Here is a 14,396-nt window from a genome sequence, read left to right on the forward strand (position 1 = left end):
GACGGGTCAGTCGAGTATCAAGTGCGGCAAGAACCGGCTCGAATCCTTGGTGATCAAACTGTTGTCTTCGCGCACGCCAATACCGGCCGCCTGATCGCCGATGACCCAGGAGCCAATCAGCGTGAAGCTGTCGTCAAACTTCGGCAGCGGGGCGAATTCCTGAAGAATAAATGGCGCGTCGGTGTAGGGACCGTCCTCTTTCACGATCAGACCCTCAGCGGTTTGCAGCTCGATGTTGGCGCCTTCCCGGGAGAAGAACGGTTTGCGCACCCAACCTTTGGGCACCGCTTTGCCCGGGTCGGTATCCACGTGTGCCGCGAGCAGGTTCGGGTGACCTTTGTTGAACTCCCATAGCAGCGGCAAGATGCCCTTGTTGGAAATAATCGATTTCCAGGCCGGCTCGAAAAACTGGGTATCGCTCTGGGCAATCGCTGCACCAAAGGGCTCGTGGAAGATGAACTCCCAGGCATGCAGCTTGAACAGGTGAGGAATCCAGCGATCTTCCAAATCGACGAAACGTCCTTGAGGGGTGAGGCCGATGTCTTCGATATCGATGTGCCGTGATTCGATACCGACCTTTTCCGCGATCAGGCGCAAGTAGTCGGTGGTGCCTTTGTCTTCGACCGAGTCTTTCATCGAGGCGAAATAGAAGGGCTGTTTGAGCTGCAGTTGAGCGAAGGCCTGATGCAGCTTGGTGTCGATGCTGTTGAACTGGTCGGCATGCTTGGGCAGCAAGCCGCGTTCGATGCATTGCTCCAGCCAGCCCCATTGAAACGCCGCCGCCTCGTACAGACTGGTCGGCGTGTCGTAGTTGAGTTCCAGCAACTTGGCGGGCCCGTTGCCGTTGTAGGAGAAATCCATGCGTCCATACAGGTGCGGGTGGCCTTCGAGCCATGACGTGCGAACCATGTCGAAGAATGACGCCGGAATGCTCAGGCGCTCCAGCAGCTCCTCGCTCTGCACCACGCGGGCCACCAGGTCCATGCACATCTCATGAATCTCGGTGGTCGGGTCTTCGAGATCGTTTTCGATCTGTTTGAGCGTGAACTGGTAATACGCGCTCTCGTCCCAATAAGGTTCGTCGTCGATGGTATGGAACAGAAAACCAAGAGATTCGGCGGTCTGTTTCCAGTCGTGACGCTCGGCGCAGAGGATCTTCTTCATGGTGTCCGTTCCTTAACTGCTCGATCGGCCAGCGCTGCTCGAGCCGCCCCAACCGCTGCGGGCGCTGGCTTTGCTGCCGAAGCCGCCACGGGAGGTGGACGAGTCCACCGACATCGGCTTGCTGGTGGAACGGATTGAATTGGCGTAGCTGCTGCTGCCGTACCTCGCCTGATTGGACTTGGCAAAGGTTGAGCCTTTGGAAATCCGCTGGTTGAGCGTCGAGGAACCGTAGTTGCCGCGATCATCGCGGTAGCGGTAGACCGGCTCGGAGTAGTAGCTGTTGCGGTTGCTGCTCAGCATGTTGCCAATCAGCAGGCCGGTCAGCAGGCTGGTGCCGGAGAACCCGGAGCCTCCACTGTTCGCTTCCGAGGCTGGTAATTGAGCCTTGGCTGCGTCCACTTGCGATTGTGTTACCTCGCCATCGGCAGTCAGTTCGAAACCACCCAGCTTGGGAATGAACTTGCCGGCCGAATCCTGTTGGCACCAGTCGGCGACAAAGTCGGCATCGCAATCGGCCTGGTTGTCGTAAACCGGCGCGATGCGGCGGTGCTCGGCCATGGCGCTCATGTAGGCGTCAGAGCAGACGTCCACCGGGAGCTTTTCATCGGCGCACTGCTGAACGGACTGGAAGTTGTATTTCTTCTGCACCGGGTAGGTTTTTTCCGCTTGCCCGCAACCTGATATCGCCATGGCGACCGACGCGGCCAGCGAGAGTTGAACGTACTTGCTTCGTTTCATCGGGATCTCCGCGGCGCGATCAGTTCTGGGAAGGGGTCATGCAGGCGGCGTTCAACATGCCCACGCTGATGGCCACTGCCGCGATATAGATACCCGCAGCGATTTCGCCTTTTTTAATCCGTTCGGAGGCGCCTTTAAGCACCAGGCTGGTCACCAGAAACGCCAGCAGTTGTACGAAAGCGGCAATCACTGCCCAAACGACGAAGTCCAGAATGCTGATCGAGTAGGCGATCACATTGCTGGCCGGAATGGCAAAACCGATGATGGCGCCACCCAGCGCGATCGCGGCCGCAACGTTGCCCGAGCGGATCAGTTCGAACTCTCTGTGCGGGGTGATTCGGGTGTAGATGAACTGGAACAGCGCAAACAGCACGGTGGCGCCGAGGATGTACAACACAAACCCGAGCACGGCGGCTTTGTTCAGGGAGACGGAGAGCGCTTCAAGCATGGACTTCTTCCTTTTTAAAAAGTGTTCAGGTCAGTGGTGTACAACGAAATGCCCAGCGAAGTGCTCAAGCTGATGGTGCCTTCGGCGTCTTCTTCGACGGAAAACAGCAGGAATTCCCGGCGATCGGTCAGACCGGTTTCGCGGGCATACAGCATCGAACGGTGCTCGATGCTGTAGGACTCATCCGGGTTTTTCAGGTGTTCGCTCAGCGCCACCAGTTCTGTCTGACCGTTCTCGGTGCCCCATTCGCGGGTGTATTCGACACCGTTGTGGGTGTAGCTCGGCAGGCCGATCAAGCTTTCAGGACCGGCCAGCCGACGCAGCTCCGATTCACTGTTGATGGTGATGTAGCTGAGGTAATTGAACAGGATCACCGACTCGACTTGCCCGGCGACGTCGCCGGTGGTGTGCACTTGCAGCCAGTAGTCTTCGTCGTTCATGTAATAGCGTGACAGCCAGGTCGACTGCCCGAGATCAACAGTGCCAGCGCTCCAGATCTGTTGGGAGCCGGGGATGACCACATGGGTGTTGCCATCGAGCAGCAATTTCAGGGTCGTGTCGAACATCACGCCTTTGCCCAATGCCAGGCCCAGCGGGCCGATGGCGGGCAGGGTTTCGTTGGCTGTCCATTTCGATTCCGTATTCGCTTTCGGGGCCTCGAGCCCCATCAATTGTTTAAACCAGCCCATTGGTGATTTCCTTGAGGCGAGTGGAGGCGATGTAGAAGAGTTCGCCGCCCTCAACGCGAGTGGTGCCAGGCGGGTTGATCCAAGGCTGTCGGGCGTCTTTGGCGCGGTAGCCGATCAGGGTCGCGTTGTGCTGTTCTTTCATCTGTGCGTACAGATCGCCGAACGTGGCTTCAAAGGTCTCGGGTAGCCTCATCAGGTATTGGGTGGCGCCTTGGCCCACGCACAGCAATTCATTGATGACCGCGGATGAGCCCGGATCCTGAGAGGCGCGTACCAGCATTTCGATGGCCATGCTCGAGGTGCATTCCAGGCTGGGCGCGTAGGCGCTGGCAAGGGCGGCGATTTCGCTTTCATTGAAGTGGGCGACCACATGGCCGACCGGGCTCAATTGATTGATCGCCAGCACGGTGGCCAGGGTCAGGTCGTCTGAATGAGTTCGCACCAGCACGCGTTCGGCACCGGGGACGCCGGCCCGCAGCAACAGTGCGGCAGAGGACAGGCTTTCGCCTTTGATAAAGTCCGCTTTACCCGGCATGGGGTTTTCTTCGAGGTCGCAATCGCAAATGACGATCAGGTTGTCATTGGAGGTTTCGTCTTGCAGCAATAATTCAATGACCCGCTCGCTGGAGGCGCCTTCCCAGCCGATGAGAACGGTATGGCCGACCTTGCCGCTGAAATCGCCTTTGCCCTTCATGCCTTTTCTCCATACATCGATAACACTGCTGGTGGTTTTGCCGATGGCTGCCGTCAGCAGCGCAATGCCCCCGAGCATGACCCAGGTAGCCACGAAAATTCGTCCCGCCGCTGTCTGTGGCGCGAGATCGCCATAGCCGACGGTGAGTGTTGTGGTGAGATAGAAGTAGGTAAACGTGGCGGGGGCGGTGAGGTGTTGTTCGCCCAAAAGCACCAGGCCGAGATAGGCCGTGCTCAGGTGTATGCCCAACGCAATGGCCAGGCCTGCCCAGCCGAACCGATGGAAGAAGGACGAGGCGTACGTGCGCAGCAAAAGGAAAATCGACATTTACATCCCTGACTCCGTGGGGGGCTCGTTCCTGGCGACTTAATCGCTTTGGCGTCTGAGCTCAAGCGCGTTACGGGATGGCATTAAACCTGCTGCGCGGCGTAGATAACAGTGCCTTGGCTGCAATAAATCCCATTGAGCCATTACAGCGCGACCATGAAGAAGGCCACGCCTGCGATTGTCTTGAAACCCTTCAGGGCTTCCATCCATGACCTCGACTCGGCAAAAAGAAGGCAGTGCAAGGAACACAAAAACCTGCGGCAAGGGGACTTGCCCCCTCGGGATGCGAAGCGGCCCCAAGACCATTGCATGGGGGGGGGGGTGTCAGACACACCCCATGCCGTGGTTTACGACTGCTTCGCAGCCGAACGGGGGCAAGCCCCCTCGCCACACAGCGTTCGTCGCGTTTGTTGCCCGGGCCGGTTTACTCAGCCGATTTTTTCTTCAGGCGTTCCAGAATCGCATTGGCGCTGCCTTCGTTCGGCGTGATGCCGGCATCGCGCAGCTTGCGCTCCAGGTCGTTGCCGGTCGACGCATCGGCCAGTTGGTCCTGGGCTTCCAGTTCCGCGGCGCGTTGCTGTTGCTTGGCTTGCAGGCGGTTCAGCGTACCGACGGCGGTTTCCAGCTTGCCGTTGGCGCCGCCACTGGCGATCGAAGCACTGACCTGGGCTTTCTGCACGCTTTCACGCGCCTTGGCCATGTCCACTTGCTGACGCAGGCTTTTGATGCGGCTTTCGGCTTTGGTGATGTCTTTACGCATGTTGTCTGCGTAACCGCCGAATTCGGTGGCCTGCTTTTGCTCGACCTCCAATTCATTGGTCAGGGTCGAAATGGCTTCGGCCACTTCCAGTGCCAGGTCTTCGCGGTTGGCCTGGATCGCAGCCAGGGCCTTGGATTCCAGATCCTTGATCTTGGCGTTGTACTCGCTGACGCGATCAGCCGACAGCTTGTGCTTGGCCATAATGGTGACCAGCTCACGCTTGGCGTTGGCCAGCGCGCTGTCAGCATCGCGAATTTCCTGGTCAAGAATGCGCAGGGCCTGTTGGTCGACGATCGATTCGCCGACTTCGTTGGCACCGCCACGCAGCGCGGTGAACAATTTGCTCCAGATGGACTGAGTCATTGGATATATCCTGTTCCCGAAAAATTAGATGAAGAAACGTTCAAAGGCTTCGCTGGCGCGCTGGACGTTATCGACAAGGGTTTTGACCTCGGTCACGACGTTGGTCAGGCTGGAGTCGGAGCTGAGCGCGCCGAACATGCTGTAAACGGTCTGCCCGTTGGGCATGGACTCGATACCGATCGAGGACAGCGGGAACATTTCCCGGCTGCGCAGAACGGCATCGTTGAATGCCGGTACGTCGTTGATGGACTCGATATCGACCAGAACGGTATCGACGATGATCTGATCGCCAACCACCGCGATGTAAATCGGCAGGCCACCGAACTCGTTCATGTCCAGCTTGATGCTGGACTCGGCGCCTTGAACCAGGGAGAGGGTGATGTCGTTAGAAACCACTTCGTCGAGGGCCTGAAGGGCGCTGTAGAGGCGATCGATGTTCCAGTTATTACCTGCGCTCATGTAATTCTCCGACATGAATGAGCCAGCCAGGATCGGTTGGCGTAGCTGTTTCTCCATCTGCTTGAGCAGGCTTCGATTTTCGGGAAGCACCCAAGTCTCGTGTTTCACATAACCGGCGGCACCCAGGCCCGCACGCATCTGCTTCATGTAGAAGCTGGATGGTTTTTTCGCGGACGGTTTCGAGCGCTCTCCCTTTTGGCTCGCTGAATCGGTAACAGATCCGGTAGGCGGATCTGATGGAGAGCTGCTTTTCATACTGGTGACTCCGTAGTGAAAATCTCACGCGTGAGAAACACTACAGGCAATATTCGGGACCCTCAATAGCTCACGCGTGAGATTTTTTCGGCTGTTATGTCTACCGAGCAATCCTGTGGGAGCGGGCTTGCCCGCGATAGCGATGTGACAGTCAACAAAGATGTTGGATGTGATGACCTCATCACGGCAAGCCCGCTCCCACAGGTTCTTCATCTAGCCAGCCAGAAAGTCGTCAGTGGACACCACGCTGGCATAGGCAAAACCCAAGGCCGCCATGAAGGCGGCGTGCACGTGGGCGGCCGGGACGGTGATGCCGTTGAATTCCAGGTCACGGGTGGCGCAGGCGTCGTGAATCACCGTGACGGTATAGCCCAGGTCGGCCGCGGCGCGGGTGATGCCATCGATGCACATGTGGCTCATGCTCCCGACTACCACCAGATGCTCGATGCCTTGCTGGTCGAGGATGGCTTGCAGTTCGGTTTCGCGGAACGAGTTGACGAAGTGTTTGAGTACCACCGGCTCGTCGGTGCGGTTGAGGACTTTAGGGTGCAGCTTCGCGCCGTCGGAACCCGGGGTGAAAAATGGCGCGGCATCGGAGGTGAATTCGTGGCGAATATGCACCACGGGATCAGCGGCCTCGCGAAATGCCTGAATCAACCGCGCGGCGTTGTCCGCAGCGGCGTCGGCGCCCACCAGAGGCCATTTGCCGTGAGGGAAGTAGTCGTTCTGGATATCGACTACGATGAGTGCTTGCTTGGCCATGGGTGTTTCCTCGAAGTGTTTGTTGGGTGTGAATCAAGTATTAGGTTTTGCTGGCCGTTCGAGGATTGGCCGCACCGACAATAGAAGGGGGAAAACTGACAATGGGTGTTGAAAAGACAGTCGCCGAACTGGGCGTGCTGATCTATCCCGGTGCGCAGATGGCGGCGGTGCATGGGCTGACGGACCTGTTCGGCGTGGCCAACCGGATCGCCGCCGAGCATCAGTCGGCGCAGCTGCCGTTGCTGCGGGTCAGTCACTGGCAGGTCGAGGGTGATCAAGTGCCCGAGCGGGTGTACGACACTCATCCCGGCCCGACCGGCGCATTGGTTGCCGTGTTGATCCCGCCCTCGATCGGAGGTTTTTCCGAGGGGCAGGCGCCCCAAGGGTTGATTCGCTGGCTTCGTCAGCAACATGCCAGCGGTGCGACCCTTGGCGGGGTCTGCGTGGGTTCTATTCTGTTGGCTGAAAGCGGTTTGCTCGATGGCCGCAGCGCGACGACCCACTGGACTTCGGCCAAGGCTTTCGCCGAGCGTTACCCGGCGATCAAGCTCAAGGCTGATACGCCGATTGTCGACGACGGCGACCTGATCACCACCGCGGGTTTGATGGCCTGGTCAGAGCTGGGATTGCGGTTGGTGAACCGCTTGCTCGGGCCGAGCATCGCCACCGGCACGGCGCGGTTTCTGGTGGTGGAACACAGCGACAGCGCGAGCGAGTGCGGCAGTAATTTTTCACCCATTCTCAGCCATGGCGATGCGTCGATTCTCAAGGTCCAGCATTGGCTGCAAAGCACTGGAGCGACCGATGTCTCATTGACGGCAATGGCCGAGCGGGCGGGGCTGGAAGAGCGCACTTTCCTGCGGCGATTCCGTGCGGCGACCGGGCTGAAACCTACCGAGTATTGCCAGCACCTGCGTGTCGGCAAGGCGCGAGAAATGCTTGAATTCACCAACGGCACCATTGATCACATTGCCTGGACCGTGGGTTATCAGGACCCGAGTGCGTTTCGGGCAACGTTCAAGAAGATCACCGGGCTGGCGCCGAGTGATTACCGGGGACGGTTCGGTGTGTCTGCGACTGCGGCAACGGCTCGGTAGCAAGCACTGCAGATCTGAAAATGTGGGAGGCGGCAGGCTTGGGTCGTGCAAAATGCCGGGAGCATTGAAAGGTGTCGTGCAGAATAAAGCAGGCCTTGTGCTACTAACGATTTCCCAATGGGCTGATTTGAAACCCGTTTTCGGCCAGACGTCGTTGGCCTGATCTCTGCACCGCCTTCAGCTACATTTATCAAACGCAGATTAAGGGGGACGCATGACCCCAAAAAACCGCAAGAAACTGGTGCTCGCCCATTCGGTGCGACCCGACGCCTCGCTGCACGAAGTCGAAACCAATCGCGCGTTGGCTCGTTGGCTGGCGCAGGTCGTCGGGCTCGAATATGGCGGCAGTTACGACCCGCAGCTGCATAGCGGCCGGGACATCTATCTGGTGCCGACCCAGACGCTGGTGGGCGTGGCTGCCGCCCGGCAGTTGGGCGTCAAAGGGCCGGAGGATTTGTGGGGTGGTTACGTCGACCACGCTTTCATCTGCACCAAAGCCATCAGCCATGGGTTGTTGAACAAGTATGCGTTCGCGCCAGAAGGCTGGTCGTCGCTGTTTTCCGAACGGGTGCGCAGCGTTGTGCTCGATGGCCTGAGTGTGTTTTCCCTGGAGGATGCTCGCCCGGCAGCGGAGCATCTGCTCTACAGCGGTCCGATCCGCATGAAGCCTATTCATGCTTGCGCCGGACGCGGCCAGGAAGTGATCGAAAGCCTCGACCAGTTCGACGCCATCCTCACGCGCCCCGATGCCAAAACCTTGTTCACCGAAGGCGTGGTGCTGGAACAAGACTTGACCGAGGTGGTCACCCATAGCGTCGGCCAAAGCTTCATCGGCGACAAGGTGCTGAGTTATTGCGGTGATCAATACTTGACCGAAGACGGTCAGGGCGAGCAGGTTTATGGCGGGTCCAACCTGCTGGTGGTGCAAGGCTATTACGAGGACCTTCTGGCGCTGGAACTACCGGACGACACGAGGCTGGCGATCCAGCAGGCGCAGGTGTTCGACAGCGCGGCCGATGAAGCCTACCCCGGTTTCTACGCCTCGCGGCGCAACTACGACATCGCCCAAGGGCTGGATTGCGATGGCAAACAACGCAGCGGCGTGCTCGAACAATCCTGGCGCCTGGGCGGTGCCAGCAGTGCTGAAGTCGCGGCGCTGGAGCGTTTCATCAACGACCCTGGCTTGCGTGCGATTCGCGTGTCGTCGGTCGAAACCTATACCGATCAACCTCTGCCGGCCAACGCCATCGAGGTCTACCGTGGGCCAGCGGAACACAGTGACTTTCTTCTCAAGTACGTAACGGTCAAATCCTATGACGGCTAGAAGCGAAACCATTGCGATCGACATCGACGATGAACAGATGAGCGGAACCTTCCTCAGCCCCAAGTCGAAAGTCCCGGGTGTGCTTTTCGTTCATGGCTGGGGTGGTAGTCAGGAGCGCGACCTGGAGCGTGCCAAAGGCATCGCCGCGTTGGGTTGCGTGTGCCTGACATTCGACTTGCGCGGCCACACCGGCGGGACCGGTATTCCGTTGTCCCGGGTCACCCGCGAAGACAACCTGCGTGATCTGCTGGCGGCCTACGATCGACTGCTTGCCCATCCCGCACTCGACACCTCGGCGATCGCTGTGGTCGGCACCAGTTATGGTGGTTATCTGGCGGCGATCCTGACGTCCTTGCGCCCGGTGCGCTGGCTGGCGCTACGGGTGCCGGCGTTGTATCGCGACGACCTTTGGCACACACCCAAGCGTGATCTGGACAAGCTCGATCTGCACGATTACCGCAGCACGCGGGTCAGCGCCGACAGCAATCGCGCACTGCATGCCTGTTCGCAATTCACCGGGGATGTGTTGCTGGTGGAGTCCGAGACGGACGCCTATGTGCCTCACGCGACCATCATGAGTTACCGCGCGGCGTGTCAGCAGACCCACTCGCTGACTCACCGGATTATCGACGGTGCCGATCACGCCCTGAGCGATCCGGTGTCGCAACAGGCGTACACCTCGATCCTGGTGGGCTGGATCACGGAAATGGTGGTGGGCGAGCGATTGAGCATTATTCAGTCGAGTTGAGATTTGCCGTGTTCTTGCGATTATTCGCAGGCAAGCCTCGCTCCTACGGGTTGCGTGTGCCCCTGTGGGAGCGAGCCTGCTCGCGATGGCGGCATCCGCTTCGCCATCATTCTCAAGAAGACTTCTTCGAAATCCGCAACGACTTCGCCTTGGCTTCCAGCACCAGGTACATCACCACGGTAATCAGCAGTGGCAGCAGGAAATAGATCGCCCGATACGCCAGTAAACCCGCCACCAGACTTCCTCGCGAGGCCTCGTGTTGCAGCAGCGCCACGAACACCGCCTCCAGCACCCCGAGCCCGGCCGGAATGTGGGTGATGACTCCGGCAATGGCGCTGATCAGCAACACGCCAAGCACCAGCGGATAATCCAGTTTGCTCGGTAGCAGGGTGAAGATCACCGCCGCCATCAGCGACCAGTTCAGTGCGCCCAGGGCCAGTTGCAGGACCGCCATGTGCAGCGATGGCAGGTTGATTTCCACGCCGCGAATCGACCATTCCCGTCGCCTGGAAAACCGACAGGCTGCCAGATACCCCGCGCTCAACAGCAGCAATAACACGCCCACGCCTTGTAGGGCTCCGCTGCTCAGTTTCCAGCCTGGCGGCATTCGCACCAGTCCGCTGCTGAACACCGCGCCGGCAATCACCATGTAGCCGAACCAGTTGGTCGCCAGGCTCAGCCCGAGGATTTTCGCGATGTTGCTTTTGCTTACGCCGAGCCGCGAATACAACCGATAACGCATCGCCACCCCGCCGACCCAGGCGCTCAGGTTAAGGTTGAAGGCATAGCTGATGATCCCCACCGGCAGGATCTGTCGCCAGGTCAGGTCCTGCCGGATGTAGGTGCGACCGATCAGGTCGTAACAGGCGTACACCAGAAAACTCAGCAACGTCAGGCCGGACGCGATAACCAATGTACGCACTTTGAAATCGGCGAGGTTATCGAACACTTCGCCCCATTCGATGCGTTGGGCAAGCATCGTGAACAGCACGATCAACGCCAGAAAAAACAGCATCGTCAGCGGCTTTTTCCAGCGGTGCCAATGGGATTTTCGTGGCGTGTCGGAGTGAGGGGCAGGCTGTGCATCAGAATGCCTCATGCCTAATCGCTCCCGGTTGGATGGATGAAGGGTTTGAGGCGCGGTTTATGCGCCGGTAGCCACCCGGCCCATGCCGGGAAATGGCGCAGGAAGTGAAACACCAGAAAACCGATGGTCATGTGCCAGATCCGTCCGCGCGGAGCCTTGTCCACCGACATGACCTTGCAGTGGTTGTGGCTCAATTCGTCGAGCCGCTCGAACAGGTCGCGGTTGAAGGCGCGGTCGCGGATCAACACATTGGCCTCCAGGTTCAGGGCCAGGCTCAGCGGGTCGAGGTTGCTTGAGCCGACGGTGCTCCAGTCCTCGTCGACCAGGGCGACTTTGCCATGCAGGGGACGGTCGCAATATTCGTAAATCGCTACTCCGGCTCGCAGCAGATAATCGTAGGTCATGCGCGCGGCAAGTCTGGCCACCCGCAAATCCGGCTGCCCCTGAAGAATCAGGCGCACCTCGACCCCTCGGCGCGCCGCATTGCGGATCTCCCGCAGCAGCCGATAGCCAGGAAAGAAATAGGCGTTGGCGATGATCACGCGATGCCGGGCGCCGCGCAGCACCTGCAAATACTCCTCTTCGATATCGCCCTGGTGTTCGCCATTGTCGCGATACACCAGCCGTACCTGACCATCATGATCGCTGACCGCCAGTTCTGCGCGCCTCTGTCTGCGGCGTTGCCACCAGTATTTGGCCCGGGCCGGGCGACCGCTTTGCAGCAAGGCGAAATGATGAATATCGGCCACCGCGGGCCCTTGCACTTCAACCGAATAATCCTGTTTGGCTTCAGGGCCGAAGTCGGCCAGATGGTCGGCGGAAAAGTTGATTCCGCCGAGGAACGCAATCGTCCCATCGACCACCACAATCTTGCGGTGCATGCGGCGGAACCAATTGGTGCGGATACCGAAGTGACGCGGCGCGGGGTCGAATATTTGCAGGCGCACACCTGCATTGCTCAGCGCCGCGAGGTACTCCGTGCTCAGTTCGCCACAGCCAAAACCGTCGAGATTTACAGTGATACGCACCCCGCGTTGAGCCGCTTCAATCAGGATTTTCTGCAGCTCATTGCCGACCTTGTCTTCGAACACAATGAAAGTTTCCAGCAGGATTTCATTCTGGGCCTGGCGCAGCACTTCAAACACCCGTGGAAAGTAATCCTCGCCGTTCTCCAGCAATTGGACCCGGTTGTTACTGTGCCAACCGTAGACGACGCCAGTGACCGCCGGTTCACGCACGGGAGGAGGGGTGGAAACGTGTTCGATCCCGGTTTTTTCCATCAATGGGCCGGTCATAGCTCGATCTCCACCGATAACGGTGCATGGTCGGAAAGGTGTGACCAGGGCCGTGCCGCCAGTACTTGCGGATGGCTGGCCTTGAGGTTGCGCACGTAGATGCGGTCCAGGCGCAACGCCGGCCAGCGCGCCGGGAAACTGCGCGCCGGTTTGCCATGCAACTGGGCAAAGACTTCATGCAAGCCGCAGGGCTTGAGCTGCGCATCAGCGCGCAGGCGCCAATCGTTGAAGTCGCCGGCGACCACCACCGGGGCATCTTCCGGCAACTCTTCCATACGCTGGATCAGCAATTTGAGTTGTGCCTTGCGATGACTTTCGCGAAGCCCCAGATGGACGCAAATGGCATGCACTTCGCGACCATCGCCGGGCATCCGTAGCACGCAATGCAGGATTCCACGGCTTTCATGGCCGCTGATGGACACGTCGAGATTGTCATGGCGAATGATCTGGAATTTGGACAACAGCGCATTGCCGTGATCGCCTGCCGGGTAGACCGCATTGCGCCCATAGGCAAACTGTGGCCACAAGGTATCGGCAAGGAATTCGTATTGCGGCATCGCCGGCCAATTGAGGTAGCGCCGTGGATGATGCTCGTGGGTGCCATGGACCTCCTGCAAAAACACCACGTCGGCGGACACACTGCGTACCGCTTCGCGCAGCTCGGGCAGGATGAAGCGCCGGTTCAGCGCGGTGAAACCCTTGTGGGTGTTGACCGTCAGCACAGTAAATCGGCTCACGGCACTGACCAAGGGTTGCTGTTCATCCGTGGCGCCGACCGGTTCGGGAACACTCATGGCAACACTCCTTCGGCCACCGGCTCACCGGGGGCGGTGGCCAGGTCCTTGTCGAGATGAAAACGCTCAAGCAGGCGACGGGCATCGAAGGGCGCCCGGACTTTGATGTCGTTATCGAAATAGCAGAATATTTCCCGAGGTCTGCGGGTCTTGGGTTTTTGCCGAGGCGCGATCAAGTGCGGATCTGCCGGTTGCTTGCCGTGATACCAGGCTTCAATCCGGTCACCCCAGCGTTTCAGCGCTTGTGGGGTATAACCGCTGGCGTAGAGCTCCTCGGCACCGTGCAGGCGCAGATAGACGAAGTCGCTGGTGAGGTCTTCGCGATACGGCCATTTGCCGGCGGTGTCAGCGATGACCAGCGCGGTGTTATAGCGTTTGAGCAGGCGGACGAAGGCGGGATCGACAAAGCTTTCGTGGCGAATTTCCACGGCATGACGCAGCGGTTTCTTGCCGTAAGCCTTCATGCTGGCGTGACCGTTCAAGCGCGGCTCATGCTGTCGGGCGAGGGCGGCGGCCTGTTCCGTGTCATGGGGTAATTGTTCGAGAAAGCTTTCGAACAGTTCCGGGTCGAATTTGAAGTTGGGTGGAAACTGCCACAGGATCGGGCCGAGTTTCTCCTTGAGTTCCAGAACCCCGGAGGCAAAGAAATTCGCCAGCGGCTTATGAATGTCCCGCAAGCGCTTGATGTGGGTGATAAAACGCGGCGCCTTGACGCTGAATACGAACCCGGGCGGGGTTTCGGCATACCACTGGGCGTAACGTTCGGGCCGTTGCAGGGCGTAGAACGATCCATTGATTTCAATGCTGTTCACTGCCCGTGAAGCGAATTGCAGTTCGCGCTTCTGGGTCAATCCCTTCGGGTAGAACTCCCCCCGCCAAGGCGTGTAGCGCCAGCCTGAAATACCGATATGAATCGCCGCCATGTCGCCTCCCGTTGAACGTAGCCCTCGGACAGCCTCTGTCTTTTGATGACTGCCGGGCGGGCGAGAAAGTTTCGACGGGGCTATGGACGGTACGCAAAGTGTCGGCGTTGGGGCGTGCGGAAAAATACAGGGATGAGCATTTGATATTTGCGTGCAGGACAAATATCAAGTGGCGAATGAAACCCTGTGGCGAGGGGGCTTGCCCCCGTTCGGCTGCGCAGCAGTCGCAAAGCCATACAGCCCGGTATATCTGAGAGGAATGGATTTGCCGGTTTTAGGGGCGCTTCGCACCCCAATAGCACCACGATCCCTGTAGGAGCGAGGCTTGCCTGCGGAGAACGATGACGCGGTCTCGCTGCTACACCGCGGCGCTCCCTTCGCGGGCAAGCCTGAACTGGCCTAATGATTTTGGACACTTCAATCGGGCGCTAAGATGGCGCCCAAATCTGAGGTGTGTGGATATGCGTAA

General features: G+C 59.1%; 15 protein-coding genes. 3 read left to right on the top strand and 12 right to left on the bottom strand.

Features of this window, described 5'->3' with window-relative positions; translation table 11 throughout:
- Nucleotides 1–6 precede the first annotated feature (6 nt).
- The 8 genes from FHW68_RS25880 to FHW68_RS25915 form a co-directional block, all read right to left on the bottom strand.
- Nucleotides 7–1,164 (bottom strand): glutathionylspermidine synthase family protein, encoded by a 1,158-nt coding sequence (locus tag FHW68_RS25880; protein ID WP_183683736.1) that lies wholly within the window; start codon nucleotides 1,162–1,164, stop codon nucleotides 7–9.
- A gap of 12 nt (nucleotides 1,165–1,176) precedes the next feature.
- Nucleotides 1,177–1,902 (bottom strand): DUF1190 domain-containing protein, encoded by a 726-nt coding sequence (locus FHW68_RS25885; protein WP_095630582.1) that lies wholly within the window; start codon nucleotides 1,900–1,902, stop codon nucleotides 1,177–1,179.
- Between the two features lie 19 nt (nucleotides 1,903–1,921).
- Nucleotides 1,922–2,350, bottom strand: a complete 429-nt coding sequence (locus tag FHW68_RS25890; RefSeq protein ID WP_095630581.1) for a DUF350 domain-containing protein — start codon at nucleotides 2,348–2,350, stop codon at nucleotides 1,922–1,924.
- 14 nt (nucleotides 2,351–2,364) lie between these two features.
- Complete coding sequence (locus FHW68_RS25895) at nucleotides 2,365–3,039, bottom strand: DUF2491 family protein (protein WP_183683738.1); 675 nt, start codon at nucleotides 3,037–3,039, stop codon at nucleotides 2,365–2,367.
- Nucleotides 3,026–4,060 (bottom strand): ion channel, encoded by a 1,035-nt coding sequence (locus tag FHW68_RS25900; RefSeq protein ID WP_183683740.1) that lies wholly within the window; start codon nucleotides 4,058–4,060, stop codon nucleotides 3,026–3,028. Before FHW68_RS25900 ends, FHW68_RS25895 begins: the two co-directional genes overlap by 14 nt.
- Nucleotides 4,061–4,484: 424 nt before the next feature.
- A complete protein-coding gene (locus FHW68_RS25905; protein ID WP_095630578.1) occupies nucleotides 4,485–5,183 on the bottom strand; it encodes a PspA/IM30 family protein in 699 nt (232 codons plus the stop codon).
- Nucleotides 5,184–5,207: 24 nt separating this feature from the next.
- Nucleotides 5,208–5,789: a YjfI family protein gene (locus FHW68_RS25910; protein WP_177409303.1), complete on the bottom strand. Its 582-nt coding sequence runs from the start codon at nucleotides 5,787–5,789 to the stop codon at nucleotides 5,208–5,210.
- Nucleotides 5,790–6,110: 321 nt separating this feature from the next.
- A complete protein-coding gene (locus tag FHW68_RS25915; protein WP_183683742.1) occupies nucleotides 6,111–6,659 on the bottom strand; it encodes a cysteine hydrolase family protein in 549 nt (182 codons plus the stop codon).
- 101 nt (nucleotides 6,660–6,760) lie between these two features.
- On the opposite strand from FHW68_RS25915, the gene FHW68_RS25920 reads away from it, so the two are divergent.
- The 3 genes from FHW68_RS25920 to FHW68_RS25930 all read left to right on the top strand — a co-directional run bounded on the left by FHW68_RS25920 (nucleotide 6,761) and on the right by FHW68_RS25930 (nucleotide 9,828).
- Nucleotides 6,761–7,756: a GlxA family transcriptional regulator gene (locus FHW68_RS25920; protein WP_183683744.1), complete on the top strand. Its 996-nt coding sequence runs from the start codon at nucleotides 6,761–6,763 to the stop codon at nucleotides 7,754–7,756.
- Between the two features lie 214 nt (nucleotides 7,757–7,970).
- Nucleotides 7,971–9,080, top strand: a complete 1,110-nt coding sequence (locus FHW68_RS25925; RefSeq protein WP_183683746.1) for a DUF3182 family protein — start codon at nucleotides 7,971–7,973, stop codon at nucleotides 9,078–9,080.
- Nucleotides 9,070–9,828 carry a S9 family peptidase gene (locus FHW68_RS25930; RefSeq protein WP_183683748.1) on the top strand — a complete coding sequence of 253 codons (759 nt, stop codon included), beginning with the start codon at nucleotides 9,070–9,072 and terminating at the stop codon, nucleotides 9,826–9,828. The genes FHW68_RS25925 and FHW68_RS25930 overlap by 11 nt, the downstream gene beginning before the upstream one ends.
- A 112-nt stretch (nucleotides 9,829–9,940) precedes the next feature.
- Here FHW68_RS25930 and FHW68_RS25935 read toward each other — a convergent pair whose 3' ends face one another.
- Genes FHW68_RS25935 through FHW68_RS25950 form a run of 4 tightly spaced genes read right to left on the bottom strand, consistent with a single transcriptional unit; the run spans nucleotide 9,941 to nucleotide 13,927 of the window.
- Entirely contained in the window at nucleotides 9,941–10,927 is a 987-nt protein-coding gene (locus FHW68_RS25935) for a lysylphosphatidylglycerol synthase domain-containing protein (RefSeq protein ID WP_183683750.1), read from the bottom strand.
- A 2-nt stretch (nucleotides 10,928–10,929) separates the two neighbouring features.
- On the bottom strand, nucleotides 10,930–12,210 hold the full coding sequence (gene clsB, locus FHW68_RS25940; RefSeq protein ID WP_183683752.1) for a cardiolipin synthase ClsB: 1,281 nt from the start codon (nucleotides 12,208–12,210) through the stop codon (nucleotides 10,930–10,932).
- Nucleotides 12,207–13,004: an endonuclease/exonuclease/phosphatase family protein gene (locus tag FHW68_RS25945; RefSeq protein WP_183683754.1), complete on the bottom strand. Its 798-nt coding sequence runs from the start codon at nucleotides 13,002–13,004 to the stop codon at nucleotides 12,207–12,209. Before FHW68_RS25945 ends, clsB begins: the two co-directional genes overlap by 4 nt.
- Nucleotides 13,001–13,927: a DUF72 domain-containing protein gene (locus tag FHW68_RS25950; protein WP_095630568.1), complete on the bottom strand. Its 927-nt coding sequence runs from the start codon at nucleotides 13,925–13,927 to the stop codon at nucleotides 13,001–13,003. Before FHW68_RS25950 ends, FHW68_RS25945 begins: the two co-directional genes overlap by 4 nt.
- Between the last annotated feature and the right edge of the window lie 469 nt (nucleotides 13,928–14,396).

The organism is Pseudomonas sp. Tn43 (assembly GCF_014192635.1).
In the GTDB taxonomy this organism is placed as follows: Bacteria; Pseudomonadota; Gammaproteobacteria; order Pseudomonadales; family Pseudomonadaceae; genus Aquipseudomonas.